Consider the following 22805-nt stretch of genomic DNA (forward strand, 5'->3'; position numbering starts at 1 on the left):
ATATCTTTTAAATTTTATATTTTAATTATATCATTGTTTTTATTTTATTGATTAAAATATTTTTTATAAGTAATATATTACTTTATAGTATATAACGGTTAAAGAATAATTTAAAAATTATATAGTAATTTTTAAATTATTTTTATATTTTAATAACATTTGTTTTGTATAAAAATATTACCATATATACAATTATTTCTTGATTAAAAGTTTGATAAGAGAAAATTAAAAATGAAATATATTGGTGCTCATGTAAGTTCATCTGGTGGTGTAGATAAAGCTATATTTCGTGCTGTTGAAATCACTGGAACTGCTTTTGCATTTTTTACAAGAAATCAAAGAATGTGGAATTCAGCACCATTAGATTCAGTATCTATAAATAATTTTAAAAAAAATTGTATAACATACAATTTTAAACCTCAACAAATTTTGCCGCATAGTAGTTATTTAATAAATTTAGGACATCCTATTGATTCTTTGTTAAATAAATCACGTTTATCTTTTATTGATGAAATGAATCGCTGTAATCAGTTAGGTTTAATGTTTTTAAATTTTCATCCAGGTAGTCATTTAAATAAAATTACTGAAGAGGTGTGTTTAAATCGTATTTCTGATTCTATTAATATAGTATTAGAAAAAACTAGAAATGTTATTGCTGTTATAGAAAATACTGCTGGGCAAGGTACAAATGTTGGTTATTGTTTTGAACATTTAGCACATATTATTAAACATGTTAAAAATCATTCAAGAATAGGTATATGTATTGATACTTGTCATTTATTTGCTTCTGGATATGATTTAAGAACAGAAAAAGATTGTGAAAATACTTTTGAAAAATTTAATGATATTATTGGTTTAAAATATTTAAAAGGTTTACATTTAAATGATTCTAAAAAAGATTTTAATAGTCGTGTTGATAGGCATGAAAATTTAGGATTAGGAAAAATTGGAAATGTAGTTTTTAAATGGATAATAAAAAACAAAATTTTTTATGATATTCCAATGATACTAGAAACAAAAAATTCTCAAATATGGAAACAAGAAATTTCTTGGTTAAGATCACAAAAAAAAATATAAAGATGTTTTTTTATTTAAAAGGTGTATTATGTTAATTATTCATGCAGTAAAAAAAATAGAACATGGTAAAAGTATTAGTAGAAGACTACGAATAAACAATAAATTTCCTGGCATTGTATATGGTCTTGATAAACCTTCTATTGCTTTAGAATTAGATCATAATATTATTTTTAATTTACAGAAAAAAATAGAATTTTTTCAAGAAAGTTTATGTTTAATTGTTGATAATTATGATAAGAATATTGTAAAAGTTAAATCTATTCAACGTCATGCATTTAAATTAAGATTATTACATATTGATTTTATATATATATAATTGGTATTAAAGTTTTAATATGCGCGCAAATATATTTTTAAAAATTAACATTGCAGGATGAAATTGCATAGCTATTAAACTAGTTAAACCAAATGTTAATATTATTATGGATATCCATCCAAGCTTTCTTTTTGTAAAAAAACTAGTATTATCTTGATTTTTTTTCCACCATTTTGATACTAGCCATACTCCTAACCATATAATAAGTGAAATGCTTAATAGAAACCATTTAAAATAATCATTTTCAGAATTATCCGGGATATTAATAGCTATTCCTGTTACAATACCAGGAAAAAAATATATTGGAGGCCATAAAAAACATCCAATAATATTTGGTATTATAAATTTTTTTAAAGGTAGTTTTAACATCCCAGCTACCATCGGTACAAGTGGTCGTGTTGGTCCTATAAATCGTCCTATAAGAATTGTAATTAAACTATGTTTGCTTAATACAAATTTTGTTTTTTCAAGTAATATTTGATTTTTTTTTAAAAAATTAAGATTATGTAACCAGTTATTGAAATATAAACCAAGATAATATGAAATCCAGTCTCCGAATAAGCATCCAACTGTTCCAGCCATCCAAGCTGGATAAAATGATAATTTAGATTCTCCTATTAATGTTCCTAATGTAGTCATAAAAATAACACCAGGTAATAGCAGTCCTACTAAAGCAAGAGATTCTAGAAATGATACTATTCCTACTATTAGTAGTGAACAAGCAAACGAGTATGTTACTACAGAAGTTAGCCAAGCGTCCATAACGTCTCATTATATTTAAGATTAATTTTTTGTGTAATGTTTTATATTAGGTATTCATGATATATAAAATATATTATATAAAAAATATCTTATACTCTATATAATTTTTAAAATAACCTCAAGAAAAATTTTTTAAATTTATTTTTTTATAGGTTATATTTAATTAAACAGAAAACAATATATTATAAAGATTTATTGTTATAGAAAATACATATAAAAAGAAGAAGATTTATAATGAAAATATGGATTAATTTAATAATATATATTTTTTTAAATATTTATTCTATTTCTATACAAGCTAAAAATATTGATAATATCGTTGCTATTGTAAACAATCATGTTGTATTAAATAGTGATGTTCAAAAATATCTTTTTTTATTAAATGAAAAAGAACAAGAAACTATTGCACCTTTTCATAGTCATTTTTTAAGAGATACAGTTATTCGACAATTAATTTTGGAAAATATTTTATTAGATGAAGCACATCGTATTAATATACGAGTGACTGATGCACAAGTAGATAAAATTATTAGTAATATTGCTATTCAGAAAAATATTACTGTTTTAGAATTAAAAAATAATACTATTTTTAATAGTGCACACAGTATTTTTACATATAATGATTATTATAATAATATTAAAAAACAAATAACTATTAAAATACTACAAGATTATATATTAAATAAGAGAATTTATATTTCTGATGAAGAGTTAAATCATTTTTTTTCTTATTTCTTAATTCATAATAATAAAAATAAAAAAATTAAAGTTAGTTATATATTATTGCCTATATTTGGAAAAAATGTACAAAAAAATATTCAAATTAAAAAAATATTAGCTAAAAATATAATAAATCAGATTGATCATCAGATACATTTTGAATATTTGTATAATAAATATAAAAAAAGTAAAAATTATTTTATCGTAAATCATTTACCTAGGATGAAATTTATAAATTTACAAAAAATGTTTTTAAATAATCTAAATATAACAAAAAAAGGTGAAGTTTTAGGTCCTTTTTTAGAAAAAAAAGGATTTTATATATTAAAAGTGGATGATATTGAAAATAAAAAAGAAAATATTATAACAGAATTTCATATACAACATTGTTTAATAAAATTTTCTCCAATTAAAGATAATAATGAAGTAAAAAAAAATATTTTTAAAATATATAATGACTTAAAACAAAGACGCTATAATTTTGATTATGTGACAAAGAATTTATCTGATGATATTAATTTATCTAGTAAAAAAGGTGATTTAGGTTGGATTGAATATCATTTATTTGATGATAATTTTAAAAAAGCATTAATACCTTTAAAAAATAATGATATTAGTTATCCAGTTAAATCAGATTTAGGTTGGCATCTTTTAAGATTATTAAATCGAAGAAAAATAGATCAATATTATAAAATAGAAAAAAATAAAGCGTATCGTATTTTGCTAAATTATAAAATGTTAATAGAAAGAGATAAGTGGATAAAAGAATTAGTTCGATTATCTTATATACATATTTTAAATAAATAATTTATTTTTATTCAGCTAAAGTACTCTCGTATTATATATTGATTTTTTATCAAATTAGTGTAAATTTATGAAAAAAAATATATATCAAAAACATATACCATTAAAAAAATTTGGTCAAAATTTTCTTATTGATAAAATTATTATTAATAATATTATTCAATGGATTAATCCAAAAAACAGTGAAGTACTAGTAGAAATTGGTCCTGGATTAGCTGCACTAACAGAGCCAATATGTAATATGGTAGATTCTTTAATAATTATTGAAATAGATTCAAATTTATTAGAATTATTAAAAAATAAAAATTTTTTTTCAAAACTAATTATTTTTAATAAAAATGCTTTAACTTTTGATTATTTAAAATTATTTCATAATCAAAAATTAATTCGTATTTTTGGTAATTTACCTTATAATATTTCTGTTTCTTTAATAATTTATTTATTTAAAAAAATATATATTATTAAAGATATGCATTTTATGATTCAAAAAGAAGTAGCTGATCGATTAATTGCTACGCCAGGAAATAAAAGTTATGGTCGTTTAAGTATATTGGCTCAGTATTATTGTCATATTAAAATAATTTTTAATGTTTTACCAGAGTCTTTTTTTCCTATTCCAAAAGTATATTCTGTTTTTGTTCAATTAATTCCTCGTAAAAAATATCCTATTTACGTTTATGATATAAATATTTTAAGTTATATTACAAATATTGCTTTTCAAAAAAGAAGAAAAATATTACGTCATAGTTTAAGTAGTTTATTTTCAGTTGATAAATTGATAACATTAGGTATTGATCCTACATTAAGAGCGGAAAATATATCAGTATTACAGTATTGTAAACTAGCTAATTATTTATTTAATAATAAATGTTATAATTAATAACTGTAATTGTTTAATTTTTTTTAACATAAAATGAATTAAAAAATATGAGTACATATATTATTGGTGATATTCATGGTTGTTATACAGAGATGATGTTGTTGTTAAAAAAAGTTTCTTTTAATTCTCAAAAAGATTATTTATGGGTTACTGGAGATATGGTAGCACGGGGTCCAGATTCTTTAAAAGTATTGCGTTATTTATATTCATTACAAGATCGAGTAAAAATTGTATTAGGCAATCATGATTTAAATTTAATTTCAGTATTTTTTGGTAATAAAAAAAATAAAAAAGAAAATTGTTTTAATAATCTTTTTAATGCTGACGATAGTATAACATTAATGCATTGGTTGCGTAATCAATCTGTTCTGCAAATTGATGAAGATCAAAAAATTATTATGGTACATGCAGGTATTAGTCCTCATTGGAGTCTTAATGAAGTAAAATTTTATGCTAAAAAAATTTCTTTATTATTATCTAGTGATAATTACTTGTCTTTTTTAGATTCAGTATATGATAATAATATTACTGAATGGTCTATAAATTTATCAATGCTAGATAAATTAAAGTATAGTATTAATGTTTTTACACGTATGAGGTATTGCTACCCTAATGGAAAATTAAATCTTTTTTATAAAGATTCACCTTGTTATATTAAATATCCCTTACAACCGTGGTTTCTAATAGATCGAAATATACCTAAAGAATATTCTATTTTTTTTGGGCATTGGTCTTCATTGAAAAAGACTAATATGATTGAACCATTTTATCCATTAGATACTGGTTGTTGTTGGGGTGGTAAATTAACTTTAATTAGATTAGAAGATAAAAAATATTTTTCTGAATTAAGTAAAAAATAATACTTTTTCTAATTAAGTATTATTTTTTTTACTATGGTTAATATAAAATTATCTTGATAAAATTTCAAAACAATAATTGTAAGGATTTTTTTTATCTTTAAAAATGTGTTTTTGAAATAATATTTTCCATGATGAATATAATTGATACATAGGAAAATATGAATCTCCTATAATATTTATATCAATATGTGTTAAATATAATTTATTTGCATAAAATATCATTTGTTGATAAATTTGTTGACCTCCAATAACCATTATTTCTTTATTTTTTTCGGCAGCTATAATAGCATTGGGTATAGAATTAGCCCAGATAACTTCTTTATCGTAAATTTTATTGCGACTGATTACGATGTTTCTCCTCATGAATAATGGTTTTCCAATAGATTGCCAGGTAGATCGGCCCATAATAATACTTTTATGCATTGTATTTTTTTGAAACCATTTTAAGTCTTCTGGAAGATGCCATGGAATTTTATTTTTATTACCTATAATTAAATTATTAGCAATTGCTGCAATTAAACTAATTTTCATTTTATATAAAGTATTTTTTAGTTGAATGTAGAAATATGTTTATTTTTTAGTAAAATATTTATATTTTTTTTTCATATATTATATTAATTTTATTGTGCATTTCTTGTATAGATTGAATATTTTTTATAGGATCTTCATTTAGCGCCATGACTGTTGCAAATGCACCATTCATAGTTGTATTATAATGGACTTTATATTGTAAAGCGCTACGACAAATTAATTGAGAATCTTGAACTCCTTGTTGGCATGAAGTAGTATTTACAATATATGTATATTCTCCGTTTTTAATTCGATCTTCTACATGAGGTCGACCTTCGTGTACTTTACTAACTAATCTTGATTCAATACCATATTTTTGTAGTGCTATTGATGTACCTTTAGTAGCATCAATCTGAAATCCTAATTTTTTTAATTTAATTGCTAAGTCAGTAATGTTATTTTTATCATTATTTCTAACTGATAAAAGAACACGACCGTATTTTTTTATATTTGTATGAGAGCTTAGCATAGATTTTGCAAATGCTTCTGAAAAGTTTTTACCAATACCCATTACTTCACCTGTAGAACGCATTTCTGGTCCTAATATAGGATTTACACCTTGAAATTTATCAAAAGGAAGTACTGCTTCTTTTACAGAAAAATAAGGAGGAATAATTTCTTTATTACATTTTTGTTGTAATAATGTTTTTCCACACATTACTCTAGCAGCTATTTTAGCTAAAGCCAATCCAGTGGATTTAGATACAAAAGGTACTGTTCGTGCTGCTCGCGGATTTACTTCGATAATGTATATTTGATTATTTTTAATTGCAAATTGTACATTCATTAATCCTTTTACAGATAATTTAAATGCTAATTGTTCTACTTGTATTCGGATTTTATTTTGTATTTTTTTTGTTAAAGTATAAGCTGGTAAAGAGCATGCAGAATCTCCAGAATGTACTCCTGCTTGTTCAATATGTTCCATAATACCACCAATTAAAACATGATGACCATCACAGATAGCATCTACATCTACTTCAATAGCATGATCTAGATATTGATCTAATAATATTGGTATATTGTTCTTTTTTTGTAAGATACGATTGAAATAATTATAAAGACTTTTTGCATTATAAACAATTTCCATAGCTCTTCCACCTAATACATAAGAAGGTCTAACCATTATAGGATAACCTATTGTATCTGCTTGTTTATAAGCTTCTTCAATTGTTAATACAGTTGCATTTGCAGGTTGTCTTAAATTTAATTGTGTTACTATTTTTTGAAAACGATCTCTATTTTCTGCTTTATCAATAGAATCTGGTGTAGTTCCAATAACAGGTATTCCTTCTTCTTCAAATTGACGTGCAAGTTTTAAAGGTGTTTGACCTCCATATTGAATAATAATACCGGTTGGTTTTTCTATTCGAACAATTTCTAAGACATCTTCTAATGTAATTGGTTCAAAATATAATCTATCTGAAATATCATAATCTGTAGATACAGTTTCTGGATTACAATTAATCATTATAGTTTCAAAACCATCTTCTTTTAATGCTTGAGCAGCATGAACACAACAGTAGTCAAACTCTATTCCTTGACCAATTCTATTAGGACCTCCACCTAATATAATAATTTTTTTAATATTTTTATTAGGGTAAGATTCACATTCATCTTCCCATGTAGAATACATATATGCTGTTTCAGTTGAAAATTCAGCCGCACAAGTATCAATTCTTTTATATACTGGATGTAAAGAGAGTTTATGACGAAGTTGGCGTATTTCTTTTTCTGTTTTTTCTGTAAGTTGTGCTATTCTTGAATCAGAAAAACCTTTTCTTTTAAGAAAGTAAAGAAAATCACGATTAAGACCTATAAATTTTTTATTAATAATTGTTTTTTCTATATTAATTATTTCTTCAATTTGTGCTAAAAACCATGGATCAATAGATGTTAATTCAAATACTTCATTAATACACATATTATTACGAAAAGCGTCTCCGATGTACCAAAGTCTTTCAGAACCAGTATTTTTTAGTTCATATTTTATTATTTTTAATCGTTCTGGATTATTAAAAGATACTTTTGAGTTAAATCCAGTTGATCCGACTTCTAATCCTCTTATTGCTTTTTGTATTGATTCTTGAAAAGTACGGCCAATCGCCATTACTTCGCCAACAGATTTCATTTGTGTGGTTAATCTATCATTACATCCAATAAATTTTTCAAAGTTAAATCTAGGAATTTTAGTAACGATATAATCTATAGATGGTTCAAATGATGCGGTAGTATTTTTACCTATAATATCGTTATTTAATTCATCAAGTGTATATCCTACTGCTAGTTTTGCAGCTATTTTAGCAATTGGAAATCCTGTTGCTTTTGAAGCTAATGCTGAAGATCGAGATACACGAGGATTCATTTCAATGACAATCATTCGTCCATTTTTAGGATTGATAGCAAATTGAACATTAGAACCTCCTGTTTCTACGCCAATTTCTCTTAAAATAGACATAGAAGCATTACGCATGATTTGATATTCTTTATCAGTTAGTGTTTGTGCGGGAGCGACAGTAATAGAATCTCCAGTATGTATTCCCATCGGATCTATATTTTCAATGGAACATACAATAATACAATTATCATTTTTATCTCTTACGACTTCCATTTCATATTCTTTCCATCCAATTAAAGATTCATCAATTAAAAGTTCTGTATTAGGAGATAATTGAAGTCCTCTTTCACAAATTTCTTTAAATTCTTCATTGTTATAAGCAATACCTCCACCATGTCCACCCATTGTAAAAGAAGGTCTAATAATACAAGGAAAACCTACTTTTTTTAAAACAGAAAATGCTTCATCAGTAGTATGGGCAATTCCACATTTTGCAGTATTTAATGCTAATTTTTTCATTGCGCGTTCAAATAATTTTCTATTTTCAGCTTTTTTAATTGAATTAATTGTAGCACCAATAATTTTTACATTAAATTTACTAAGAATACCATGATTATCTAACTCTAATGCGCAGTTAAGAGCAGTTTGTCCACCCATGGTAGGTAACAAAGCATCTGGTCTTTCTTTTTCAATAATTTTTTGAATAATTTTCCAATGAATAGGTTCAATATATGTTGAATCTGCCATATCCGGGTCTGTCATGATAGTAGCTGGATTGGAATTAACAAGAATAATTTTATAACCTTCTTCTTTTAATGCTTTGCAGGCTTGTGTTCCTGAATAATCAAATTCACATGCTTGTCCGATAATTATCGGACCAGCTCCAAGGATTAAAATAGATTTTATATCGGTAGATTTGGGCATTTTTTTCTCAAATTTATAACGGATTTTAATATTTTTGAATTTTCATTAGTTTGATAAAATTATTAAACAAAAATGATGTATCATGTGGACCAGGACTAGCTTCAGGATGTCCTTGAAAACTAAAAGCATTTTTATTTTTTATAGAAATGCCCTGTAATGTATCATCAAAAAGAGATTTATGTGTAATATGTATATTATTTGGTAAATCTTTTTGATCTATTGTAAAATTATGATTTTGTGATGTAATCATTACTTTATTAGTTTGAACATCTTTTACAGGATGATTTGCACCATGATGTCCAAATTTCATTTTTACTATTTTTGCTCCATTGGCTAATGCAAGTAGTTGATGTCCTAAACATATTCCGAAAATGGGAATATTTATTTTTAAAAAATATTGAATGGTATCAATAGCATAATTACAAGGTCTGGGATCTCCAGGTCCATTAGATAAAAAAATTCCATCTGGGGATAATTTTAATATTATTTTAGGATCAGTAGTAGCTGGAACGACTGTTAAAGAACAACCGTGATCAACAAGCATTCGTAATATATTTCTTTTAACACCAAAATCATATACGATAACATGAAATAAAAAATTTTTTTTTATTTTTAAATTTTTATTTAACGGATTAAGATTTACAGTACCTTCATTCCAATAATAAATAGACTTAGTTGTAATTTTTTTTGCTAAATCTAAACCTTGTAGATTTAAAAAATTTTTTGCATTATTATATGCTATTAAATGATTTTCTTTTTTATCTTCCATGATACATCCATTTTGAGATCCTTTAATGCGTAAAAGCCGTGTTAATTTTCGTGTATCAATATCTGATATTGCAATAATATTATTTTCTATTAAATAATCATATAAACATTTGGTATTTCTAAAATTACTTGATATAAGTGATATATCACGGACTATTAGTCCTTTAATGTAAACTTTAGAAGATTCTGCATCATTTGGATTAGTTCCAACATTACCGATATGAGGGTGAGTTAATGTTACTATTTGATGTGAATATGAAGGATCAGTAATTATTTCTTGATATCCTGTGATCGATGTATTAAAAACAATTTCACCTATTGTAATTCCTATATTTCCAATAAATTTTCCATAAAATTTAGTACCATCTTGTAATACTAATACTGCTGATTTCTTCAAAATATCCTCCATTAAATAACTATTTTTATGTTTATTAGTTTTTTATTATTTAGAAGAAATGGTATATTATTATATAATATTTTAACTAAAATTAGAATTTTTGTCTATCAAGATCAAAAAAATTGTTTTTACTAATTAATATATGTTAATTAGTAAAATTGAAATTAATTTTATAAACTATATAATTTTTATTTTTTAAAAAGATAATACATCATTCATATTAAATAATCCTATTTTCTTATTATATATCCATATAGCTGCTTGAATAGCTCCTGTAGAAAAAGCTTTTCGATTAGAAGCAGTATGTGTAATATTGATTTGTTCTCCAGGACTTGCGTACATAACAGTATGTTTTCCAATAATATCGCCTGCACGTATTGTAGAAAAACCAATTTTATTTTTTTCTCGTACATTTTTTATTTTTTCACGAGAATAAATAGAATGTTTTTTTAAATCCCAATTCATAACTTTTGAAATAGTTTCTCCTATAGACAATGCAGTACCTGATGGTGCATCTATTTTATTACGATGGTGAGATTCAATTATTTCAATATCAGATTGGTGTCCAATTATTTCAGTTGTTTTTTTAATTAACTGAAGAAGTAAATTAATGCCTATACTAAAGTTAGCAGATATCATAATAGCAATATCAGATGAATATTGTGATATTTTTTTCATCTCTTCTGTAGAAAATCCAGTTGTTCCAATAATAATATTTTTTTTAAATAAACTACAGTATTTTAAATACTTGAATGTACTGCTTGGTTTTGTAAAATCAATTAATACATCAAAAGTATTTATTTTTTCATGTAATTCATCGCTAATTAGAATACCTATTTTTCCGATTCCTATAATTTCACCAATATCTTTATTAATTAATGGATGATTTTTAGAAACGAAAGCTGCGCTTAGTGTTGTATATTTATTTTCTTGAACTTCTTTAATTAAGTATTTTCCCATACGACCTAGAGCACCTGCAATAGCAATTCTAATTTTTTTAGGTTTTATTTTATTCATATTTTATCTTTTTATAAAAGTATGGAAAATAGAAAATTATTTTATAACAATCTGTTTATAAAAAATGATTTTTTATAATATATATTTTATATTTTAAAATTAATTTATTTGTTAAACATGATATGTAATTGTAATAATTTATATTTTTCTTATTAGTGTATTTTTTATTATTATAAGGATGCCAAAAAAAATACTTAAGTCTGCTATATTAAATGTAGCAAAATGATAGTTGTGAATATGAAAATCAATAAAATCTATAACATATTGATGCAATATTCGATCAAATAAATTACCTATAGCTCCACCTATAATAAAATAATAAGGTATTATATTATTTTTTTGAGATGATGTAACTATAATATATATAATACTTAATATTGTAATGATACTAATAGAAGAAAGTAACCATTTTTGCCATCCATTCTGATTTGATAATAAACTAAATGCTACACCATAGTTGTGAACATAAAAGATATTTAATATAGAAAATATTTTTTTTTGTTCATATAAATAAAAATTTTTTGTAATCCAATGTTTACTGTATAAGTCTATTAAAACAATAATAACAATTATACATATATATTTATTTTTTTTTATATTATAAAAATTTTCGTTTTTCACCATTTCCTACTGTGTTTAAAAGACATCTAGAACAAATATAAAAATTTTTTAGTTGTTTATCAGGAATAACATTATAATGCCAGCATCTTGGGCATTTTTGGCCTTGAATTTTTTTTATAACAATTTTAAATTGTAAAGTAGTTATATTTTTTTTTGCATTTATAGGAGCTTCTTCATATTTTTTGACTATTATGTTAGAAGTTAAAAATATAAATTTTAGTTCTTTTTCAAAAAGATTTAATATTTTTTCTAAATTGTTATGAACATATATAGTGATAGAAGCTTCTAACGTATTATTAATATTTTTATTTTTTTTCTCTTCTTCTAGATATTTATTAACTTCATTTTTAAGTTCTATTAACGTATTCCAAACAGTATGATTAAAATCAGTATGATTATTTAAGCAAAATAGTTGATCAAACCATTCTTCTGTAAAAACATATGGAGAATTATTATTTGGAAGATGACTCCAAATTTCATTTGCAGTAAAAGATAAAATAGGCGATATCCATCTTACCAGTGCATTTAGAATATAGTACATTGCAGTTTGACAACTTCTTCTTTCAATACTATTTTTTTTTAAAGTATATTGTCTATCTTTAATAATATCAAGATAGAAAGAGCCCATTTCAATTGAACAAAAATACATAATACGTTTGACTATGCTATGAAAATTATAATTTTGATAAAATTCAATAATTTTATCTTGTATCATTTTAGTTTGACTTATAGCCCATTTATCTAAATAAATCATATCTTTTTCTAAAACGATATGTTTTTTTGGTTGAAAATCATAAATATTAGATAACATAAATCGAGCAGTATTTCTAATTCTTCGATAAATATCGGATGAACGTTTTAATATATCATCGGATATAGAGATGTCTCCTGAATAATTAGATGATGCTACCCATAACCTTAAAACATCTGCACCTAATGTATTTACAATATTATTTGGACTAATTGTATTTCCTATGGATTTAGACATTTTTTCTCCTTTTTTATCAACAACAAAACCATGGGTTAAAACTTCATTATATGGAGCTCTTCCTTGGATTAATGTTGATATAATTAAAGAAGACATAAACCATCCTCGATGTTGATCAGAACCTTCTAAATACATGTTTGCATGGTTTGTTATATATTTTTTATTTTGATATTGAATTGAAGTGTGAGTATTTCCAGAATCAAACCATACATCTAATATATCTTCACTTTTATCATATTTTTTATGATCTTCTCCTAATATTTGTTTTAGATCTAATTTCCACCAGGCTTGTATTCCTAACAATTCAACTTGTTGTGCTATTTTTTCCATTAAATAAATAGTATTAGGATGTATTTCTCCTGTTTTTTTATGTATAAATATACACATTGGAACACCCCATTTTCTTTGTCTTGAGATACACCAATCAGGTCTATTTTTAATCATTTCTGATATTCTTACACCTCCCCACCGAGGAATCCATAATACATTTTGCACTTCTTGAAAAGATTTTAATCTTAATTTTTTTTTATCTATACTTATAAACCATTGTGGAGTAGCTCGAAATATAATAGGATTTTTATGTCTCCAACAATGAGGGTAATTATGTGTAATATATTCATGATGTAATAATGCATTATGATTTTTTAATAATTGTATTATTATAGTATTGGCTTGCAAGATATTTATATTATTTAATTTTTCATGTATATTTTTTGTATAATCTCCTTTTCCATTAATAATATTAATTGGTGTAATGTTGTATTTTTGACAAATAATATAGTCATCTACACCATGATCTGGTGCTGTATGTACAGCGCCTGTACCTGTTTCAAGATCTACATGGTTTCCTAAGATTATAGGTAAATAAATATTTTTTAAAAAAGGATGTAAAAATTTTATATTTTCTAACTTTTCTCCTTTTATTTCGTTTAATATTTTCCATTCATTAATTTCTAAAGTATTTAATATTTTTTTAACTAATTCTTTTACTAGAATTAAGCAATATTTATCAGTTTCTATTAATTGATATATAAATTCTGGATGAATGGATATTGCTTGACTAGCTGGTAAAGTCCAAGGCGTAGTAGTCCAAATAGGAAGATATATTTTTTTATTTAATATATTTATATTAAATATTTTTTTTAAAATGGTATTTTCATTACTTTTTAGAGCGACTATAATAGAATCTGATTTTTTAGTATTATATTCAACTTCAGCTTCAGATAAAGAAGATCGGCATACTAGACACCAGTGAATAGGTTTAAATCCTCTATATAATTGTTTTTTATTTATAATTGCAGCTAATGTTCTAATAATTTGAGCTTCATTTTTAAAATCCATTGTTAAATGAGGGTTATTCCAATCTCCAATTACACCGAGTCTAATAAAATCTTCTTTTTGTTTAGACACTTGTTTCTGTGCATATTCTCTGCATTCTTTTTGAAATTCTAATAATGATATTTTTTCTTTTTTCTTATTTAAGAGTAATTCTACTTTTTGTTCAATAGGCAATCCATGACAATCCCAAGAAGGTATATAAGGCGCATCAAATCCTGAAAGATTTTTTGATTTTATAATAATATCTTTTAAAATTTTATTAACTGCGTGTCCAATATGAATATTTCCATTTGCATATGGAGGACCATCATGAAGAAAAAATATTTTTTTATTTTCTTTTTTTTTCCGGATAAGTTGATATAAATTATTTTTATACCAATCTTTTAAAATTTCAGGTTCTTTTTTAGAAAGATTACCTCTCATAGAAAAAGTAGTGTGAGGTAAATTTAAAAATTTTTTATAATCGTTCATTGTTTTTCTTATTTTTTAATAAAATTTGAATATTTCTTAAAATAAATTTTAACTTTTATAATATCTCGAGAAATTTGATTTTTAAGTTTTTCTAAGGAAGAAAAAATTTTTTCATTTCGTATTTTTTTATGAAAAATAATTTCTATTTTTTTTTCATATAGATTTAGATTAATATTAAATAAATGTACTTCTAATATTCTCTTTTTTTTTTCTTGATATAGTTTTACGCCAATATTAGCAATTCCTATTAAATTTTTATTTTTAGGAACATGTGCTGTAATTGCATATACACCATTATTTAATGCGCAATTATTATTTAATGATATATTTGCAGTAGGATATCCTAATAAACGTCCAATAGCATTACCATGAATAACAGTTCCAGATAAGCTAAATGAACGTCCTAATAATTTATTAGCTAAAACAATATTATCATTAGACAAAGCATTTCTAATATTAGTACTACTAATTTTAATATTAAGATAGTTCATAGATGCTATTTTAATTACTTGAAAGTTGTTTTTTTTTCCTATGTTTTCTAAAAGAGAAATATTACCATGTCTTTTTGAACCAAATCTAAAATCATCTCCTATTATTATAAATCTCATACAGAGTTTATTTATTAGTATATTTATGATAAAATCTTCTGGACTTAAAGATGCGAAAAAACTATTAAACTTAATACATAAAATGTAATTAATTTTCCACAAAGAAAGATATTTTATTTTTTCACGAAGTATTGTTAGTCGCTTTGGAAGAGGTTTAATTTTTAAAAATTCTAATGGTTGTGGTTCAAATAAAATAAGTATTATTGGTATATTATTTTTTTTTCTAATTTCACAAGCACTAGAAAATATTTTTTGATGACCTAAATGTATTCCATCAAAATTACCAATTGTTACAATAGAATGAAAAAATTTTTTTTTAAGATTATGAATTCCTCGTATTAGTTCCACTATTTTTATCCTAATAAACTAAATAAATTATGTAAATATTTTATATATTTTTTATTATAAAAATCATGTTATATTACATAATAATATTTATCTAATATTTTAAAATTAATTTTTTATTTTTTTTATATTTATATTATAGGAGCAAAAATTGGCCAATATTAAAGCATCTAAAAAAGATTCAATAACATCTGAAAAACGTCGTCAAAAAAATACTAGTCGTCGTTCAATGATTCGTACTTTCATAAAAAAAGTACGAATTGCGATTGCATCTAACAATAAAAAATTAGCAAAAGATGAATTTCATAAAATGCAAGTGGTAATTGATCAACATGTAAGCAAGGGTTTAATACACAAAAATAAGGCTTCACGACATAAATCTCATCTATCAGATCAAATTAAAAATATTTCTTGATAAGATGATTGTATAATATTTCTTGAAAAGTAGTATTGCCTCTATTCTTATTAAGAAGCAATACTCTATAATATTTATCTAGTTAAGTCATCAAAAAATCTCTTGACTCCATCAAAAAATCTTTTTGAACGAGGACTATTTGTTTCACCTCTAAAACCATTAAAACTGATTCCTAATTCATATAAAAGATTTTTTTGTTTTTCATTAAGATTGACCGGTGTTTCTACTACAACTCGACATAATAAGTCACCTTTTTTTCTATTTTGAACAGATTTTACTCCTTTTAACCTAATTCGAAATAGTTTTCCAGACTGTGTTTCTGATGGTATTTTTAATTTTACTCGACCATCTAAAGTAGGTACTTCTATTTCTCCACCTAACGCAGCCATAGTAAAATTAATCGGAACTTCACAATATAAATTATTATCTTCTCTTTGAAAAATAGGATGTTTTTTAACTTTTATTTGTACATATAAATCACCTGGTGGTGCACTATTAGCTCCAGCTTCACCTTCATTGTTTAAACGAATACGATCACTAGTATCAATTCCAGGTGGAATAGTAACAGATAATATTTTATGTGTTTCCACTCGTCCTTGACCTCGACATATTGAACATGGATGATGAATTATAGTACCTTTTCCATAGCAATTAGGACATGATTGTTGTACAGTAAAAAATCCTTTTCGAGTTTGTATTTGTCCTTTTCCATAACATGCAGTACAGGGGGTGGGTTTTGTACCTGCACTTGCCCCGCTACCATGACATGTTTTACATTTTTGTAATGTTGGAATTTTTATCTCTTTTGTGGTTCCTTTAACTGCTTCTTCTAGAGATAATTCCATGTTATAGCATAAATCTGATCCTTTTTTAGCTCTTTGTGTTCTATTACCACCAAAAATATCACCAAAAACATCTCCAAAAATATCACCAAAATCTGAAGAACTAGTAAAGGTAGTATGGGTATTGTTTCCATTATAATTATTTTCAAATGCTTCATGTCCATATTGATCGTATGCATTTCTTTTTTCTTGATTAATTAGAATTTCATATGCTTCTTTAATTTCTTTAAATTTATTTTCAGCATTTTTATCGCCTTGATTTCTATCAGGATGATATTTCATTGCTAATTTTTTATATGCTTTTTTAATTTCACGGTCTTCAGAATTTTTTGAGACTCCGAGAATATGATAGTAATCTTTTTTTGACATTCTGACTATTCCTGCTTTTAAAATAATTACACGGGCGTAGTTTTTTTTCTACGCCCGTGTTGATTTCAGCGTGGTATTTTTTATTTTTCCGCTGTTTTTTAATGATATTATTTTTTTGAATCTTTAATTTCTTCAAATTCTGCATCTACTACATTATCTTCTTTTTTTGTAGAAGCTGATTGTGTTTTATTATTTTTTTCTTCTGATTGTTTTTGATATAATTCTGTAAATTTAGATGATTGTTTTAAAACTATTTGTATTTGTTTTTCAATATCAGATTGATTATCTCCTTTTAATAATTCTTCTAATTTTTTTATTTCTATTTCAATATTTTCTTTATCTTTTATATCAATGGTATTTTTATATTCATCAATTTGTTTTTTTGTACTGTGTACTAATTGATCACCTTGATTTCTTATTTTAATTAGTTCTTCAAATTTTCGATCTGTTTCTGCATTTATTTCTGCATCATGAACCATTTTTTTTATTTCTTCTTCATTTAGCCCTGATGAAGCTTTAATAGTAATTTTTTGTTCTTTTCCAGTTTTTTTATCTTTTGCAGATACATGTAATATTCCATCAGAATCAATATCAAAAGTGACTTCGATTTGAGCGGTTCCTCTAGGTGCAGGTTCAATACCATCTAAATTAAATTGACCTAAAGATTTATTGTCTATAGATTTTTTTCTTTCACCTTGTAAAACATGTATCGTTACTGCTGATTGATTATCTTCTGCTGTTGAAAAAACTTGGCTATGCTTAGTTGGAATTGTAGTATTTTTATTTATAAGTGGAGTCATAATACCCCCCATAGTCTCAATTCCTAATGATAATGGAGTAACATCTAATAATAAAACATCTTTTACTTCTCCAGATAAGACACCACCTTGTACTGCAGCACCTACTGCAACAGCTTCATCAGGATTAACATCTTTTCTTGGTTCTTTACCAAAAAAATCAGCTACTTTATTTTGTACCATAGGCATACGTGTCTGCCCTCCTACTAAGATGACATCATTAATATCAGTAATAGATAATCCAGCATCTTTTAGGGCAATTTTTAATGGTTCAATAGAGCGTATTATTAAATCTTCTACTAATGATTCTAATTTTGCACGAGTTACTTTTATATTTAGATGTTTAGGTCCAGTAGAATCAGCAGTGATATATGGTAAATTTACATCTGTTTGTTGGGCAGATGATAATTCTATTTTTGCTTTTTCAGCAGATTCTTTTAATCGTTGCATAGCTAATGGATCATTTCTTAGATCTATTAGTTGTTCTTTTTTAAATTCTTGTACTAAATAATTAATTAATCGGCTATCAAAATCTTCACCACCAAGATGGGTATCTCCATTAGTAGCGAGTACTTCAAATGTTTTTTCTTTATCTACATTATCAATTTCAATAATAGAAATATCAAATGTTCCACCACCTAAATCATATACTGCAATAGTTTTATTTCCTTCTTCCTTATCTAAACCATAAGCAAGAGCGGCTGCGGTAGGTTCATTAATAATTCTCTTTACTTCTAATCCAGCAATTTTTCCAGCATCTTTTGTTGCTTGTCTTTGAGCATCATTAAAATAGGCAGGTACAGTAATTACAGCTTCTGTAACAGATTCTCCTAAATAATCTTCTGCAGTTTTTTTCATTTTTTTAAGCACTTCTGCAGAAATTTGTGGTGGAGCCATTTTTTTAGTTTTAACATCTATCCATGCATCACCATTTTTAGAATTAATAATTCTATATGGCATAATTTTTATATCTCTTTGTACTTCATCATCTTGAAATTTTCTACCAATTAATCTTTTTATGGCAAATAATGTATTTTTTGGATTTGTGATAGCTTGACGTTTCGCAGGTTGTCCAACTAATACTTCTCCATCTTGAGTATATGCAATAATTGATGGAGTAGTACGATCACCTTCTGCATTTTCTAAAACACGTGGTTTTTTTCCATCCATAATTGCAATACATGAATTAGTTGTTCCTAAGTCAATTCCGATAATTTTACCCATTGAAATTTCTCCCATTCAATATATTGATAAATTAAGTATTTAACTTATAGACTTTTTTAACGAAATAGCTAGATATAATATTCTGAAATATTGTATTAATCTATAATGTTGAATGATTATTAGATGGGGTCACTTTTTCGCTCATCAAGGGTTAAGTATAAAAAAAAGAAAATTATTCATGTATTTTATATAAAATATTTCTTAACTAAAAAATATATATATGTAATTGCAGGTTATTATATTTTTTAATAGAAATTTATATGATGTTATTTTAAAAGAAAGAAAAAGAATATTAAAATATTTTTATTATAAATTATTAAATTAAATATTCTTATTTTAAGGAATCTAATATATGTTAGGAAATACAGATTTACTGATTGAATACTTATCTTTTTTTGTTTTTTTTATTTTTTCTTTTTTTTTCTGTTGTTTAATGTTGTTATCTGGATGGTTATTAGGGGGACAATCAAAATCTAGATATAAAAATACTCCATTTGAATCAGGTATTGTATCAGTAGGAAATACACACATTCATTTTCCAGTAAAATTTTATTTAGTTGCTATTTTATTTGTTATTTTTGATGTTGAAGCATTATATTTATATGCTTGGTCTGTAAGTGTACGTGAATTAGGATGGATAGGTTTTAGTGAAGTATGTATTTTTGTTACTTCTCTTTTTGTAGGTTTATTTTATTTAATTCGAATTAAAGCTATAGATTAAATTTTTATATAATTAATAATAAATTTTTTGGTTTTTTTGTACTATGCATGTTATCAATGGAGTTTTATATGAAAAATTATACTTTAACTAGAGCAGATAAAAAAAATAAAAATAAAAATTATCCGCAAGAAACAGCTACAATTGTAGATGATCCAATCAAAGAATATATAAAAAAAAATGTTTTTATGGGAAAATTAACTAATTTATTACATAAATTAGTTAATTGGGGTCGAAAAAATTCTCTTTGGCCTTATAATTTTGGATTATCTTGTTGTTATGTAGAAATGGTAACTTCTTTTACTTCTATTCATGATGTTTCGCGATTTGGTGCTGAAGTTTTAAGAGCTTCACCTAGACAAGCAGATGTTATGGTGATTGCAGGGACACCATTTATAAAAATGGCTCCTGTTATTCAAAGGTTATATGATCAGATGTTAGAGCCAAAATGGGTTATTTCGATGGGTGCTTGCGCTAATTCTGGAGGTATGTATGACATATATTCTGTTATTCAGGGTGTAGATAAGTTTTTACCTGTAGATATATATATACCTGGTTGTCCACCTCGTCCAGAAGCATATATACAAGCTTTAATGCTTTTACAAAAATTAATTCAAGAAGAAAGAAGGCCGTTGTCTTGGGTTATTGGTGATCAAGGGATATATCATAAAAATATGTTATCAGAAAAAAAAATAAAAAGAGATAAAAGAATTTCTATTGTGAATTTACCTAATCCAGAAAATATATAATATAGAATAAAATCATATAATTAATTACATAATTATATTAATTAAATAAAAATAATTTACAGTAGTACTTTTAATAAAAAAGAAAGAGAAATGCACGATGGATGTAATTAAGAAAAATGATTCTTTAGATATTAAAAAAAAATCAGAAGATTTATTAATTAATCAATTATTTGATGTTTTTGGGAATAAATTATTGCATTTTCAAATAGCACATACGGGTTTTCCGATTATTTGGATAGATCGGTCTTTATTATTAAAAATAGGGTTTTTTTTATATAATGTACCTCGTCCTTATAATTTTCTTTTTGATTTACATGGTGTTGATGAACGTCTGCGTCAATTTAGAAATGACTTACCTAAAGCAGATTTTTCTGTTTTTTATCATTTAATATCTATCGAAAGAAATTCTGATATTATGTTAAAAATACCATTATTAGAACATGATTTAAATGTTTCTACGTTAATCAGTTTATTTCCTAATTCTAATTGGTATGAACGTGAAACATGGGAAATGTTTGGTATTGTTTTTGAAAAACATCCTAATTTAACACGGCTTATTATGCCACATAGTTGGAAAGGACATCCATTAAGAAAAAATTATCCTGCTAGAGCAACTGATTTAGAATCTTTTTTTTTAAATGAGAAAAAAGAAGATTTAGAAATGGACAATTTGAAATTTAGACCAGAATTATGGGGTATGAAACGCAAAAATAAAAATGTGGATTTTATGTTTTTAAATTTAGGACCTAATCATCCTTCTGCTCATGGTGCATTTAGAATTGTATTACAATTAGATGGTGAAAAAATTGTAGATTGTGTTCCTGATATTGGATATCACCATCGTGGAGCAGAAAAAATGGCAGAACGTCAAACATGGCATAGTTATATTCCATATACTGATCGTATTGAATATCTTGGTGGATGTGTTAATGAAATGCCATATGTTTTAGCCATAGAAAAATTGTCGGGTATTTGTGTTCCTGAAAAAGCAGAAGTAATTCGAATCATGTTATCAGAGTTATTTCGGATTAACAGTCATTTATTATATATTTCCACTTTTATACAAGATGTTGGTTGTATGACACCAGTTTTTTTTGCTTTTACTGATCGCCAGAAAATTTATGATTTAATTGAAGCAATTACAGGTGCTCGTATGCATCCTGCTTGGTTTCGTATTGGCGGAGTAGCGCAAGATTTACCTAAAGGATGGAATATTTTATTAAAAGAATTTCTGATCTGGATGCCAAAAAGATTAAAGTATTATATAAAAATGTCTTTAAAAAACAGTATTTTAATTCACCGTTCTAAGGGTATAGCAGAATATAATCAAAAAGACGCAATAAAATGGGGAGTGACTGGAGCTGGATTGCGGGCTACTGGTTTAGATTTTGATGTAAGAAAATGGAGGCCATATTCAGGATATCAAAATTTTGTTTTTGATGTTCCTATAGGTAATGGTATTAGTGATTCTTATACAAGAGTAATGATTAAAGTAGAAGAAATTTATCAAAGTTTAATTATTTTAGAGCAATGTTTAAAAAATATGCCACTAGGTCCCTTTAAATCTGATCATCCTTTAACTACGCCTCCATCTAAAGACGATGTTTTAAAAAATATTGATTCTATGATTACACATTTTTTACAAGTTTCTTGGGGGCCTGTTATGCCAATTAATGAAAGCTTTCAAATGATTGAAGCTACAAAAGGAATTAATAGTTATTACTTAATTAGTGATGGTGGTACCATGAGTTATAGAACTCGTATAAGAACACCAAGTTTTCCACATTTACAACAAATACCTTCAGTAATTCGTGGCAGTCTTATTTCTGATTTAATTGTATATTTAGGCAGCATAGATTTTGTAATGTCAGACGTGGATAGATAATA

The 22805-nt window shown here is 25.2% G+C and carries 19 protein-coding genes; 9 read left to right on the top strand and 10 right to left on the bottom strand.

The window, feature by feature from the left end:
- Nucleotides 1-231: 231 nt before the first annotated feature.
- Both nfo and rplY read left to right on the top strand, forming a co-directional pair.
- Entirely contained in the window at nt 232-1077 is an 846-nt protein-coding gene (gene nfo, locus ACOI1G_RS01695; RefSeq protein WP_422667092.1) for a deoxyribonuclease IV, read from the top strand.
- Between the two features lie 28 nt (nt 1078-1105).
- Nucleotides 1106-1393 carry a 50S ribosomal protein L25 gene (gene rplY / locus ACOI1G_RS01700; RefSeq protein WP_422667093.1) on the top strand — a complete coding sequence of 96 codons (288 nt, stop codon included), beginning with the start codon at nt 1106-1108 and terminating at the stop codon, nt 1391-1393.
- A 6-nt stretch (nt 1394-1399) separates the two neighbouring features.
- Here the strand turns inward: rplY and ACOI1G_RS01705 are convergent, their stop codons facing one another.
- Entirely contained in the window at nt 1400-2155 is a 756-nt protein-coding gene (locus ACOI1G_RS01705) for a DedA family protein (RefSeq protein WP_422667094.1), read from the bottom strand.
- Between the two features lie 213 nt (nt 2156-2368).
- Between ACOI1G_RS01705 and ACOI1G_RS01710 the strand changes: the two genes are divergently transcribed.
- The 3 genes from ACOI1G_RS01710 to ACOI1G_RS01720 all read left to right on the top strand — a co-directional run bounded on the left by ACOI1G_RS01710 (nt 2369) and on the right by ACOI1G_RS01720 (nt 5419).
- Nucleotides 2369-3682 (top strand): peptidylprolyl isomerase, encoded by a 1314-nt coding sequence (locus ACOI1G_RS01710; protein WP_422667587.1) that lies wholly within the window; start codon nt 2369-2371, stop codon nt 3680-3682.
- 67 nt (nt 3683-3749) lie between these two features.
- Nucleotides 3750-4559, top strand: coding sequence for a 16S rRNA (adenine(1518)-N(6)/adenine(1519)-N(6))-dimethyltransferase RsmA (gene rsmA / locus ACOI1G_RS01715; RefSeq protein WP_422667095.1), 810 nt, complete (start codon nt 3750-3752; stop codon nt 4557-4559).
- Between the two features lie 47 nt (nt 4560-4606).
- On the top strand, nt 4607-5419 hold the full coding sequence (locus ACOI1G_RS01720) for a symmetrical bis(5'-nucleosyl)-tetraphosphatase (protein WP_422667096.1): 813 nt from the start codon (nt 4607-4609) through the stop codon (nt 5417-5419).
- A 48-nt stretch (nt 5420-5467) separates the two neighbouring features.
- On the opposite strand, the gene folA is transcribed toward ACOI1G_RS01720, so the two are convergent.
- The 7 genes from folA to ribF all read right to left on the bottom strand — a co-directional run bounded on the left by folA (nt 5468) and on the right by ribF (nt 15807).
- The gene (folA, locus tag ACOI1G_RS01725) at nt 5468-5950 is read right to left on the bottom strand and encodes a type 3 dihydrofolate reductase (protein ID WP_422667097.1); all 483 of its coding nucleotides are present in this window, start codon (nt 5948-5950) and stop codon (nt 5468-5470) included.
- A 58-nt stretch (nt 5951-6008) separates the two neighbouring features.
- Nucleotides 6009-9251 carry a carbamoyl-phosphate synthase large subunit gene (carB, locus tag ACOI1G_RS01730; protein ID WP_422667098.1) on the bottom strand — a complete coding sequence of 1081 codons (3243 nt, stop codon included), beginning with the start codon at nt 9249-9251 and terminating at the stop codon, nt 6009-6011.
- Between the two features lie 25 nt (nt 9252-9276).
- Entirely contained in the window at nt 9277-10416 is a 1140-nt protein-coding gene (carA, locus tag ACOI1G_RS01735; protein ID WP_422667099.1) for a glutamine-hydrolyzing carbamoyl-phosphate synthase small subunit, read from the bottom strand.
- Between the two features lie 195 nt (nt 10417-10611).
- Nucleotides 10612-11433 (bottom strand): 4-hydroxy-tetrahydrodipicolinate reductase, encoded by an 822-nt coding sequence (gene dapB / locus ACOI1G_RS01740; protein WP_422667100.1) that lies wholly within the window; start codon nt 11431-11433, stop codon nt 10612-10614.
- Between the two features lie 138 nt (nt 11434-11571).
- Nucleotides 11572-12054 carry a signal peptidase II gene (gene lspA, locus ACOI1G_RS01745; protein ID WP_422667588.1) on the bottom strand — a complete coding sequence of 161 codons (483 nt, stop codon included), beginning with the start codon at nt 12052-12054 and terminating at the stop codon, nt 11572-11574.
- A complete protein-coding gene (ileS, locus tag ACOI1G_RS01750) occupies nt 12032-14851 on the bottom strand; it encodes an isoleucine--tRNA ligase (RefSeq protein ID WP_422667101.1) in 2820 nt (939 codons plus the stop codon). Before ileS ends, lspA begins: the two co-directional genes overlap by 23 nt.
- 8 nt (nt 14852-14859) lie before the next feature.
- On the bottom strand, nt 14860-15807 hold the full coding sequence (gene ribF, locus ACOI1G_RS01755; RefSeq protein WP_422667102.1) for a bifunctional riboflavin kinase/FAD synthetase: 948 nt from the start codon (nt 15805-15807) through the stop codon (nt 14860-14862).
- Between the two features lie 148 nt (nt 15808-15955).
- Here ribF and rpsT point away from each other — a divergent pair, with 148 nt between their 5' ends.
- A complete protein-coding gene (gene rpsT, locus ACOI1G_RS01760) occupies nt 15956-16219 on the top strand; it encodes a 30S ribosomal protein S20 (RefSeq protein ID WP_422667103.1) in 264 nt (87 codons plus the stop codon).
- A 74-nt stretch (nt 16220-16293) separates the two neighbouring features.
- On the opposite strand, the gene dnaJ is transcribed toward rpsT, so the two are convergent.
- Together dnaJ and dnaK are read right to left on the bottom strand one after the other, a co-directional pair.
- Nucleotides 16294-17430 carry a molecular chaperone DnaJ gene (gene dnaJ, locus ACOI1G_RS01765; RefSeq protein WP_422667104.1) on the bottom strand — a complete coding sequence of 379 codons (1137 nt, stop codon included), beginning with the start codon at nt 17428-17430 and terminating at the stop codon, nt 16294-16296.
- A gap of 107 nt (nt 17431-17537) precedes the next feature.
- Nucleotides 17538-19451, bottom strand: a complete 1914-nt coding sequence (gene dnaK, locus ACOI1G_RS01770; RefSeq protein ID WP_422667105.1) for a molecular chaperone DnaK — start codon at nt 19449-19451, stop codon at nt 17538-17540.
- A gap of 352 nt (nt 19452-19803) precedes the next feature.
- On the opposite strand from dnaK, the gene ndhC reads away from it, so the two are divergent.
- From ndhC to nuoC, 3 genes are all read left to right on the top strand, one after another.
- Nucleotides 19804-20172 (top strand): NADH-quinone oxidoreductase subunit A, encoded by a 369-nt coding sequence (ndhC, locus tag ACOI1G_RS01775; RefSeq protein ID WP_422667106.1) that lies wholly within the window; start codon nt 19804-19806, stop codon nt 20170-20172.
- A gap of 68 nt (nt 20173-20240) precedes the next feature.
- Nucleotides 20241-20918 carry a NuoB/complex I 20 kDa subunit family protein gene (locus ACOI1G_RS01780; RefSeq protein WP_422667107.1) on the top strand — a complete coding sequence of 226 codons (678 nt, stop codon included), beginning with the start codon at nt 20241-20243 and terminating at the stop codon, nt 20916-20918.
- 97 nt (nt 20919-21015) lie between these two features.
- On the top strand, nt 21016-22803 hold the full coding sequence (nuoC, locus tag ACOI1G_RS01785; RefSeq protein ID WP_422667108.1) for an NADH-quinone oxidoreductase subunit C/D: 1788 nt from the start codon (nt 21016-21018) through the stop codon (nt 22801-22803).
- Nucleotides 22804-22805: the final 2 nt, after the last annotated feature.

This window comes from Buchnera aphidicola (Pterocomma populeum) (genome assembly GCF_049314985.1).
Taxonomy (GTDB): domain Bacteria; phylum Pseudomonadota; class Gammaproteobacteria; order Enterobacterales; family Enterobacteriaceae; genus Buchnera; species Buchnera aphidicola_BQ.